Annotated in this window: 8 protein-coding genes and 1 tRNA gene; 2 read left to right on the top strand and 7 right to left on the bottom strand. The window is 71.5% G+C overall.

The genetic code is table 11. The features are described from left to right. Nucleotides 1–112 precede the first annotated feature (112 nt). The 3 genes from ACZ63J_RS31015 to ACZ63J_RS31005 form a co-directional block, all read right to left on the bottom strand. On the bottom strand, nt 113–952 hold the full coding sequence (locus ACZ63J_RS31015) for an SAM-dependent methyltransferase (RefSeq protein ID WP_465408139.1): 840 nt from the start codon (nt 950–952) through the stop codon (nt 113–115). A gap of 138 nt (nt 953–1,090) precedes the next feature. Further along, nucleotides 1,091–2,188 (bottom strand): sialidase family protein, encoded by a 1,098-nt coding sequence (locus ACZ63J_RS31010; protein ID WP_465408141.1) that lies wholly within the window; start codon nt 2,186–2,188, stop codon nt 1,091–1,093. A 79-nt stretch (nt 2,189–2,267) separates the two neighbouring features. Further along, on the bottom strand, nt 2,268–2,681 hold the full coding sequence (locus ACZ63J_RS31005) for a helix-turn-helix domain-containing protein (RefSeq protein WP_465408143.1): 414 nt from the start codon (nt 2,679–2,681) through the stop codon (nt 2,268–2,270). Nucleotides 2,682–2,827: 146 nt separating this feature from the next. On the opposite strand from ACZ63J_RS31005, the gene ACZ63J_RS31000 reads away from it, so the two are divergent. Next, nucleotides 2,828–3,256: a hypothetical protein gene (locus ACZ63J_RS31000; protein ID WP_465408209.1), complete on the top strand. Its 429-nt coding sequence runs from the start codon at nt 2,828–2,830 to the stop codon at nt 3,254–3,256. 71 nt (nt 3,257–3,327) lie between these two features. On the opposite strand, the gene ACZ63J_RS30995 is transcribed toward ACZ63J_RS31000, so the two are convergent. The 3 genes from ACZ63J_RS30995 to ACZ63J_RS30985 form a co-directional block, all read right to left on the bottom strand. Next, nucleotides 3,328–3,492: a hypothetical protein gene (locus ACZ63J_RS30995; protein ID WP_465408144.1), complete on the bottom strand. Its 165-nt coding sequence runs from the start codon at nt 3,490–3,492 to the stop codon at nt 3,328–3,330. A 128-nt stretch (nt 3,493–3,620) separates the two neighbouring features. Then, nucleotides 3,621–4,163: a type 1 glutamine amidotransferase domain-containing protein gene (locus tag ACZ63J_RS30990; protein ID WP_465408146.1), complete on the bottom strand. Its 543-nt coding sequence runs from the start codon at nt 4,161–4,163 to the stop codon at nt 3,621–3,623. An 86-nt stretch (nt 4,164–4,249) separates the two neighbouring features. Beyond that, nucleotides 4,250–5,794 carry a SpoIIE family protein phosphatase gene (locus ACZ63J_RS30985; RefSeq protein WP_465408148.1) on the bottom strand — a complete coding sequence of 515 codons (1,545 nt, stop codon included), beginning with the start codon at nt 5,792–5,794 and terminating at the stop codon, nt 4,250–4,252. Nucleotides 5,795–5,933: 139 nt separating this feature from the next. Between ACZ63J_RS30985 and ACZ63J_RS30980 the strand changes: the two genes are divergently transcribed. Then, nucleotides 5,934–10,595 (top strand): HAMP domain-containing protein, encoded by a 4,662-nt coding sequence (locus ACZ63J_RS30980; protein ID WP_465408211.1) that lies wholly within the window; start codon nt 5,934–5,936, stop codon nt 10,593–10,595. On the opposite strand, the gene ACZ63J_RS30975 is transcribed toward ACZ63J_RS30980, so the two are convergent. Then, a tRNA-Gly gene (locus ACZ63J_RS30975) sits at nt 10,550–10,620 on the bottom strand. The two genes, ACZ63J_RS30980 and ACZ63J_RS30975, sit on opposite strands and share 46 nt — an antisense overlap. Nucleotides 10,621–10,629: the final 9 nt, after the last annotated feature.

The following is a 10,629-nucleotide window of genomic DNA, read 5'->3' as shown; positions in this document are numbered from 1 at the left end:
ACGTCCCCCCCCCCCCCCCCCCCCCCCCCCCCCCCCCCCCCCCCCCCCCCCCCTCCCCTTCCCCCTCCCCCCCCCCCCCCCCCCCCCCCCCCCCCCCGGGCCGCGGCAGAAGTCATTGCTTGCGGGCGACTCCGCCCAGCGTCAGGAAGTTCAGTTCGGACAGCGGGTGCAGCCGCGGGCCGTCCGGCCACCATTCGTGCAGGTAGACCAGCCCCGGGCGGAGCAGCTCCGTGCCGTCGAAGAATCCCGTGATCTCCTCGCGGGTGCGGTGGACGCTGCCCAGCCCGGTGCCCTGGAAGCTCGTCTCCAGCAGCCGCGCGAGCTCCTGGCGCGGCGAGTCCTCTTCCGGGTCGAAGTGGTGCGTGAGCAGCAGGTACGACCCCGGCGCGAGTGCGTCGACGTACTCCGCGACGATGCGCTTCGCCCGGTCGTAGTCGTCGATGTGGTGGACGATCGACGTCAGCATCAGCGCGACCGGCCGCGAAAAGTCCAGGTACTCCTTGACGACCTCGTCGGCCAGCGTCTCGGCGGGCCGGGTCAGGTCCGCGCCGGTCACGTGGGTCAGGTAGTTCTCCTCGAGCAGCGCCCGCCCGTGCACCTGCACCACCGGGTCGTTGTCGACGTAGACCACCTGCGCGTCCGGGTTGTACCGCTGGGCCACCTGGTGGGTGTTCTCCGCGGTCGGCATGCCGGAGCCGAGGTCGAGGAACTGGTCGATGCCGCGTTTCCCGGCGAGGAACCGCACCGAGCGCACCAGCCACTCACGGTGTTCCTTCGCCATCGCCCGCGCGCCGGGCGCGATCGCCAGCAGCCGCCGCATCGCTTCGCGGTCGACCTCGTAGTGGTCGTGCCCGCCGAGGAGCGCGTCGGACAACCTGGCCAGGCTCGCCTTGCTGAAATCGAGGGAAGCGGCGCCTCCCTCGGTTCCGGACCGCAGGTCGCCAGGCGTCATCGGCTGCTCTCCCACTCGTCGTGGCCGGCGAGCTCCTGCCCGGGCTCGCCCGCCTTGTCCGGCAACGGACAGTGCTCAGACTACGACATGGCGTTCACCAAGTGAACCGGGCCGAAGGGCCTTCCCTGCCAGGGCGTATTACCCGATCACCACCTCGTGCCAAGTGATTGCGCCATCCGTGGTCCGGTACAGCGCGGAGCCACCGTCGGCGTCCGGCTGCCCGTCGACGACCACCCCGGTGCCCCGGCCCGGGAAGTCCAGATCGGTCAGCCCGAGGCCGCGTTCGGAGAGCACGGTCGTCTTCCACGTGCGGCCGCCGTCGGCCGTGCTGTGCAGGAACCCGACGCCGCCGCCGATCGCCGCGACCGTCGCGGACGTCGGCGAGGCCGCGCCGAAACCCTGGGTGATGCCGAGGAACGGCGCGGCGTCACTCCCGCTGAACACCCCGCCGAGCGACGGCGCGTGCCGCAGCCGGCGCTCGGTCGAGCCGGGCTGCGGCGAACCGGGACTGCTGCTGCACAACGCCACGACCTGCCGGTCCCGCACCCCGGCGAGCGACGCGACCGACCCCGCCGGGCACGGCGGATCGGCGCGGGTGAAGCGGACGCCGTCCCGCGAGGTCCAGTACTCCTCCGTCGTGTAGTCCGCGCCGAGCGCGACCTGCAGGCCGCCGCCGACGGCCAGGTCGCCGTAGGTGATGCCGCCGGTGACGGCGAACCCGGGCACCGGGACCAGCACCGGCGAGCCGGCGGCGGCCGAGTACAGCCGCGTCGAACCGCGGCCTTCGCCGTAGGTCGTGACCACGGCGAAAACGCGGCCGCCGGTTTCGGTGATCTTCGAGAGGTAGAACGGTTCCCGCGCGCCGACCAGCCCGACCGGGTGCCAGCTCGCACCGCCGTCGCGGGTCGTGCGCACGTGCACGCCGTCGTCGACGTACCCGACGCGGTCGCTGACGAACGTGAGCGCGACGTGGTTGTGGTTGTCCGGCAAGGGCATCGGCGGCGCGCCGAGCCGCCGCCAGTGCCGCCCGCCGTCGCTGGTGCCGGCCAACGCGGGACACCACGACTTCCCGCACGGCGCGTACCCCAGGACGTAGCCGGCGTCAGGACTGGTCCAGCTCGTCGAGGCGGGCCGGAACCCCGCCGGCACCACGGTTTCCGCCGCCGCGGGCGAGACGATGAGGGCCAGGAGAGCGAGGACGGACACCAGCAGCGCCGAGCGCCGGGGACTTGTCATGATCACGTGGACGTCCCGCACGGGGCGGGGTTGCCCGCCCGGCAGGAGGTTCCACCGCGCGGCTCAGCGCGGGATCGGCTCAGGTCAGGTTCTCGGCGAATCCGGCCACCAGCCTGAGCAGGTCGGCACCGGCCGCGAGGTCGCCGAGCACGATGACCTTCATCGTCGCGCGCTCTCCGTCATAGATCGTCTCGACGCGCAGAACCCGCTCACCCCCGTCTGCCGACGCGACGACCGTGGCCGCGAGCCGATCCGCCGCCGCCCGGTTGATGCCGCTGAGCTCGGCGACGCTCGACAGCTCGGCGGTCCGCTCCGGCCGCGGCTCCGCCATCGGCAGCCCGGTGAACGCCTCGAGGTCGTCCGCCGCGATCCGGTACTGCTTGCCGATCCGGACCGCCTTCAGGCGCCCGTCCCGCACGTAGTTCCGGACCGTCCGGACGTGCAGGCCGAGCCGCTCGGCGACCTGCTCGGCGGAGAAGACCTCCCGCGGCATAACCCTCCTCAAACTGCCCCATCAACACCACTGACAAGGAAGTTTACGGAATACGCGGTTCGCTCACCCGGGTGACGGGTATTCCCCGGTGCCACCGTACGCCCATGTCCGTCCACATCGGACTCCTCGAAAGGACGGCGACGACGATGCCGTATCCCCCTCCGCCCGAGCAGCCGTACGAGCAGCCGTACGAACCGCGGTACGAGCCCGCCACGACCGAAGAAGTCGTGGAGCGCACACCCGCGCGCCTGCGGATCGTCCGCACGGTCAACGCCCTGATCCACCTCGTGTGCGCGGTGTTCGCGCTGGTGCTCGCCGTGCACATCGTGCTGGTGTTCGGCGAGGCGAACGCGGCGAACGGCTTCGCGCACCTGATCTCCGAGTGGTCGGCCGGCGTCTCGCTCGGCCTGCGCGACCTCTTCACCCCGGACTCCGAGAAGTTCCGGGTGTTCTGCAACGACGGCCTGGCCGCGGTCATCTGGCTGGTCATCGGCGCCGTGCTGACCGACGTCATCACGCGCATCGGCGCGCCCGGCCCCAGGCAGGTCTGGTACCGCCGCCGCAGCTACCGCTGACCGGAAAGCCACAAAAAGGCACAAAAAGAGCGCCTCCCCGGCCGGGGAGGCGCTTTTCACGTCCGGACGGATCAGCGCTGGGGCTGCTCGGTGCCGGGTTGAACGGGCTCCGGGCGGGGCTCGGGCCGGGTCTGGTCGGCCGTTTCGACGCCCCGGGGTTCGGGAACACCCTCGGCGGCGATCGCGTCGAAGTGCTCACGGCACCACCGGCCGTAGCGCCTTGCCTGCACAGTCATCGCGTCCACCTCCTCTCCGCGGGCGATCCAGGTCACACCCTCAGCGTCCTCCACCGGGGTGCCGAACACCAACAAATTTAAGCCGGACTTAAGGACACGTCCGGGTGACTGTCCACAGAGGACGTCCGTCAGCCGGCGAACTCGCGCACGACCGTGCGGCAGAACGCCGGCAGGTCGTCCGGGTTGCGGCTGGAGACCAGGCCGTTGTCCACGACAACCTCTTCGTCGACAACCGTGCCGCCGGCGTTACGGATGTCGGTCCGGATGCTCGGGTACGACGTCAGCGTGCGGCCACGCACGACATCCGCTTCGACGAGCGTCCACGGACCGTGGCAGATCACCCCGACCGGCTTGCCCGCCCGCACGAAGTCGCCGACGAACTTGACCGCGTCCCGGTTCGTGCGCAGGTTGTCCGGGTTCATCGTGCCGCCGGGCAGCAGCAGCGCGTCGAAGTCGCCGATGCCGACGTCGGCCACCTTCCGGTCGACCGGGAACCGGTCGCCCTTGTCGATGTCGCCGTTCATCGCCTGGATCTCGCCGGTGTCGAGGGAGACGAGCTCGACCGTCGCGCCCTCGTCGAGGACGGCCTGGCGCGGCTGCTCCAGCTCGACCTGCTCGACGCCGTCCGCGGCCAGGATCGCGACACGACGACCCCGAAGTGCGTCCACCATGAAAACCTCCGTGCGGGAAGATGCGCGTGCACGAAGGAACTACCCCCTCGGACGGCGGCCAAACCCGGTCCTTTGAGGACGGTGGATCAGTCCGCGCACTCCACCGCGAGCACGGCGATGTCGTCGTGGGCGGAGCTGCCGAGCCAGTCGCGCACGGCCTGCCGCAGCCGCCGCACGACCTCCCGGGCGGGCTGGCCCGCCGCGGCCGTCAGCACCGCGCGCAGCCGGTCGTCGCCGAAGAGCTCCGCCTGGTCGTGCCGGTTGCGGGCCTCGGTGATGCCGTCGGTGTAGAGCAGGCACATGTCGCCGGGCCCCAGCCGCACCTGCGCCTCGGCGAAGCGAGCCTGCGGCGAGATCCCGACCAGCGTGCCCGGGACGGTGACCTCCTCGACGGTCCCCGCCCGGCGGACGATCAGCGGCGCCGGGTGCCCGCCGGAGGCCAGCGTCAGGTCGACGCCGCCGTCGACCGGCTTGGCCGTGCCGAGCACCAGGGTGGCGAACCGGCTGCTGCCGCCGGCGATGAGGAGCTCGTTGAGCAGCCGCAGCAGCGTCCGGCCGTCGCGCTCGACCATCGCGAGCGCGGTCAGCGCGTGCCGGACCCGGCCGGTCAGCGCCGCGGCCTCGGGGCCCTTGCCGCAGATGTCGCCGAGCACGAGGAACGCGCTGCCGTCGTCGTGGGCGAGGACGTCGAAGAAGTCGCCGCCGACCGCGAGCACCCCGCCGGCCGGTTCGTACCAGGTCTCGAAGCGGGCGCCGTCGAGCTCGGGCGGGTCGACCGGGCGCAGGGTGGTCTCGAGCCCGCGGGTCGCCTCTTCCTGGCGGGCGTAACGCTGGGCGTTGGCCAGCGCCGTCCCGGCGGCCAGGGCGAACTGCGCCTCGGCGCGGGCCTGCTCGGCGCCGAACTCCGGGTCCGCGCGGCGGCCCAGCAGCAGGGCGCCGGCGCCCGCGCTCTGGCCCAGCGAGACCACGGTCACCTCGGCGTGCCCGGCGAACCGGTCGGCGACCATCGAGGGCAGCGTGGCGACCTCGGCGGCCGGGACGGCGGCGGACTCCGGCTTGCCGGTGGCCGCGAACGTCGCCGCCAGCACGGGCGCGACCTGGGCGGGGACCCGGCGGATCCGCCCGTGCCCCGGCGCGGCCGGGCGCTCGCTGCTCCACCACTCCCACCGGCCGCGGGTGGTCGGCAGCAGCACAAAAACGGTGTCGGCGAGCGCGGACGCGGCCAGCTCGGCGATCACCCGGGCGGTGCCGTGACGCCCACGGGCGGCGGCCAGCCGCGGACCGGCCTCGGCCAGGAAGTCGCCCACGTGCCGCTGCGGGACGTCCTCGGCGGGAACGGTCCAGGCGTGCCAGCCGCCGGGCAGCGCACGGACCCGCGCGGGGCGGCGCCGACCGTTGACTTCGACGTGCCCGGAGGTCTCGGCGACCGGGTGCAGACGCGGCTCGACACCCCCGGTCAGCGTGTGCGCGGCGGGGTTCGCCCAGCGCAGCACACCCTCGGCGTCCTGCAGGAACACGGCGTCACGGACGTCCTCGAGGACCGCCCGCCCGAAGGCGTCGAAGCCCGGCGGCGCGTCATCGGCCGTCATCGGTGGCAGGGCCGCCGACGCCGGGGCCGGACGTGACACCATGCACGGACCTCCTGCCTCCGGACTGCTATCGCACGGCTACCGCGTGAGCGGGCGGACTGGCTCGAAGTGTAGGGCGAATCATGGCACGCTGGGTCGACGACCATGGCTGGCGCATGCGTGGTGGAGAGGGTCGGCACACATGACAACGGAATCCCAGAGCGAAGCGGCGGCGCTGGAACGGCTGCTCGTCGCGGTGCGGGATCTCGGGGACGGCAACTTCCGCCGGCGGCTCGTGCCGCACGGCGACGGCATCTCGGCCCAGCTCGCGGTCGCGTTCAACGACATCGCCGAACGCAACCAGCGGCTGGTCAGCGAGCTGCTGCGGGTCCGCGCCGCGGTCGGCCAGGACGGCAGGCTCAGCGAGCGCGTGGAGGCGGAGGTCGGCCCGGGCGGCTGGACCACCGCCGTGGACAGCGTCAACGGCCTGGTCGAGGACCTCACGCGCCCCACGATCGAGCTGGACCGCGTGCTCGGCGCCGTCGCGGAGGGTGACCTCGGCCAGCCGATGACCATGACCCTCGACGGCCGGCCGCTGCAGGGCGCGTACGCGGCCCTGGCGAAGACGGTCAACGGCCTCATCGCGCAGCTGTCGCGCTTCGCCGCCGAAGTGACGAGGCTCTCCGGCGAGATCGCGGGTGAGGGACGTCTCGGCGGCCAGGCGGTCGTCCCGGGCGTGTCCGGCACCTGGCGCGACCTGACCGACTCGGTCAACGGCATGGCCGACAACCTGACCGACCAGGTCCGCAACATCGCCCAGGTCACCACGGCCGTCGCGCGCGGCGACCTGACCCAGAAGATCACCGTCGACGCCCGCGGCGAGATCCTCGAGCTCAAGAACACCATCAACACCATGGTGGACCAGCTCTCCTCGTTCGCCGACGAGGTCACCCGCGTCTCCCGCGAGGTGGGCTCCGACGGCAAGCTGGGCGGCCAGGCGCAGGTCGCCGGCGTCGCCGGGACCTGGCGCGACCTCACCGACTCGGTCAACCAGATGGCCGACAACCTGACCGACCAGGTCCGCGGGATCTCGCTGGTGGCGACCGCGGTGGCCAACGGCGACCTGACGAAGAAGATCGACGTCGACGCGCGCGGCGAGATCCTCCAGCTGAAGAACACGCTCAACACGATGGTCGACCAGCTCTCCGCGTTCGCCGGCGAAGTCACGCGCGTGGCGCGGGAGGTCGGCTCCGAGGGCAAGCTCGGCGGGCAGGCCGAGGTGGCCGGCGCGGCCGGGACGTGGCGCAGCCTCACCGACTCGGTCAACGGCATGGCCGACAACCTGACCGACCAGGTCCGCAACATCTCGCACGTGACCACGGCCGTGGCGAAGGGCGACCTGACCCAGAAGATCACCGTCGACGCCCGGGGCGAGATCCTCGAGCTCAAGACGACCATGAACACCATGGTGGACCAGCTGTCCGCCTTCGCGGACGAAGTCACCCGGGTGGCCCGCGAGGTGGGCACCGAGGGTCAGCTGGGCGGGCAGGCGCAGGTCCCCGGCGTCGCCGGCACCTGGCGCGACCTCACCGGCTCGGTCAACTTCATGGCGAACAACCTGACCACCCAGGTCCGCAACATCGCCCAGGTCGCGACGGCCGTCGCGCGCGGCGACCTGACGCAGAAGATCGCGGTGGACGCGCGCGGCGAGATCCTCGAGCTCAAGACCACGCTCAACACGATGGTGGATCAGCTGTCCGCGTTCGCGGACGAAGTCACCCGAGTGGCGCGTGAGGTCGGCACCGAAGGCAGGCTCGGCGGTCAGGCCACGGTGCCCGGCGTCGCCGGGACGTGGAAGGACCTCACCGACAACGTCAACTTCATGGCTAACAACCTCACCGACCAGGTCCGGAACATCGCCACGGTGACATCGGCGGTCGCGAAGGGCGACCTGACGCAGAAGATCTCGGTCGACGCGCGCGGCGAGATCCTCGAGCTCAAGACAACGCTCAACACGATGGTGGATCAGCTGTCCGCGTTCGCGGACGAAGTCACCCGAGTGGCGCGTGAGGTCGGCACCGAAGGCAAGCTCGGCGGCCAGGCCACCGTCCGCGGCGTCGCGGGCACGTGGAAGGACCTCACCGACAACGTCAACGTCATGGCCACCAACCTGACCGACCAGGTGCGCAGCATCGCCACGGTCGCGGCCGGCGTGGCCAACGGCGACCTGTCGAAGAAGATCTCGATCGTCGCCCAGGGTGAGGTCGCGGCGCTGGCCGAGACGCTGAACGGCATGGTCGAGACGCTGCGCGCGTTCGCCGACGAGGTCACCCGCGTCTCGCGCGAGGTCGGCACCGAAGGCATCCTCGGCGGCCAGGCCCGCGTCCCCGGCGTCGCCGGGACCTGGAAGGACCTGACCGAGAACGTCAACTTCATGGCGCACAACCTGACCAGCCAGGTCCGGAACATCTCGCAGGTGACCACCGCGGTCGCACGGGGCGACCTGACGAAGAAGATCGACGTCGACGCCCGCGGCGAGATCCTCGAGCTCAAGACCACGATGAACACGATGGTCGACCAGCTCTCGGCGTTCGCCTCGGAGGTCACGCGCGTGGCGCGCGAGGTCGGCACCGAGGGCAAGCTGGGCGGCCAGGCCGAGGTCGACGGTGTGTCCGGCACCTGGCAGCGGCTCACCGAGAGCGTGAACCAGCTGGCCGGGAACCTGACCACGCAGGTCCGCGCGATCGCGCAGGTGGCGACGGCGGTGACGGCCGGCGACCTGACCCGGCACATCGCGGTCGACGCGTCCGGTGAGGTGTCCGACCTCAAGGACAACATCAACCAGATGATCGCGAACCTCAAGGAGACGACGAGGACCAACCGCGAGCAGGACTGGCTGAAGACGAACCTCGCGCAGCTGTCGGGCCGGATGCAGGGGCACCGCGACCTCGCGTCGGTGGCGGCGCTGATCCTGTCCGAGCTGGCGCCGCTGGTCCGCGCGCAGCAGGGCGCGTTCTTCCTGGCCCGCGACGACGACCGCGACGGCACGGTGCTGGAGTGCATCGCCGCCTACGGCCTCGCGCAGTCCCGCGCCGGGCTGCGGTTCGCGATCGGCGAGTCGCTGATCGGGCAGGCCGCCGTCGACCAGCGCACGATCCTGGTCCACAACGCGCCGCCGGAGTACGCGCTGATCTCGTCCGGGCTCGGCTCGGCGTCGCCGGTGAACCTCATCGTGCTGCCGGTGCTGTTCCAGGGCGAGGTGCTCGGGGTGCTGGAGCTGGCCTCGGTCAACGAGCTCAGCACGGTGCACCAGGACCTGCTGGAGCAGCTGCGGCACACGATCGGCGTCAACGTCAACACGATCCTGTCGAACTCGCGGACCGAGGCGCTGCTCACGGAGTCGCAGCGGCTGGCGCAGGAGCTGCGGGCCCGGTCCGAGCAGCTGCAGGCCCAGCAGGGCGAGCTGCGGCGGTCCAACACCGAGCTCGCCGAGAAGGCCGCGCTGCTCGCCCAGCAGAACCGCGACATCGAGGTCAAGAACAGCGAGATCGAGCAGGCGCGCCAGGAGCTGGAGGAGCGCGCCGGGCAGCTGACGGTGGCGTCGCAGTACAAGACCGAGTTCATGGCGAACATGTCGCACGAGCTGCGGACGCCGTTGAACAGCGCGTTGATCCTGGCGAAGCTGCTGTCGGAGAACCCCGAGGGCAACCTGACGGAGAAGCAGATCCAGTTCGCGAAGACGATCTACGCGGCCGGATCGGACCTGCAGCAGCTGATCAACGACATCCTCGACCTGGCGAAGGTCGAGGCGGGCCGGCTCGACATGCAGATGTCGGACATCACGCTGCCCGAGCTGGTGGACTACGTCGAGTCCCTGTGCCGGCCGCTGACCGCGGACAAGGGGCTGGAGTTCGCGGTCCACATCGACCCGCCGGTGCCGGGCAGCGTCCACACCGACGAGCACCGGCTGCAGCAGATCCTCCGCAACCTGCTGTCCAACGCGGCGAAGTTCACCGACGAGGGCGGCGTCCGGCTCCGCATCCGGGCCGCGGACCCGGCGGAGGTGGAGCAGGAGGCCCTGCGGAACGCGCCCGGCATCGTCGCGTTCGCCGTCGAGGACACCGGGATCGGCATCCCGGAGGAGAAGCTCGCGGTCATCTTCGAGGCGTTCCGCCAGGCGGACGGCACCACGAGCCGCAAGTACGGCGGCACGGGCCTGGGGCTGAACATCAGCCAGCAGCTGACCGAGCTCCTGGGCGGCGAGCTTCGCGTGGTCAGCGAACCGGGCGTGGGATCAACGTTCACGCTGTACCTCCCGGTGGCGGCGGCCAACCTGGTCGACCCGGCGGTGACGGCGCTGTCGTCACCGCGCCTGCCCCCGGTGCCCAGCACGCTCTTGGTGGCCGCCCCGGACATCGCCCCGAAGCGCTTCCACGGCGAAAAGGTCCTGATCGTCGACGACGACCTCCGCAACGTGTTCGCGCTGGCGGCGGTCCTGGAGCAGGCGGGCCTGGAGGTGGTCTACGCGGAGACGGGCGTCGACGGAATCCGGGCCTTGGAGCGCCACGAGGACACGGCGCTGGTCTTGATGGACGTGATGATGCCGGAGCTCGACGGCAACGCGACGATCGCGGCCATCCGAGCCGAAGCGGCCAACGCGGACCTGCCGGTGATCGCGGTGACAGCGAAGGCGACCCCGGAGGACAGGGCCCGCACGCTGGCCAGCGGCGCGGACGAGTACATCACCAAGCCGGTGGACACGGACAAGCTGCTGGACGTGATCGCAGCATCGTTGGAAGCGGACGCTGCGTCGTTCGGAGCGGGTGACGGGAATCGAACCCGCGTAGCTAGTTTGGAAGACTAGGGCTCTACCATTGAGCTACACCCGCGTGCCCCCG

This window comes from Amycolatopsis sp. NPDC104863, assembly GCF_055582965.1.
Note: the sequence above shows the minus strand (reverse complement) of the source record. Positions and strands in the feature narration are given on the sequence as shown.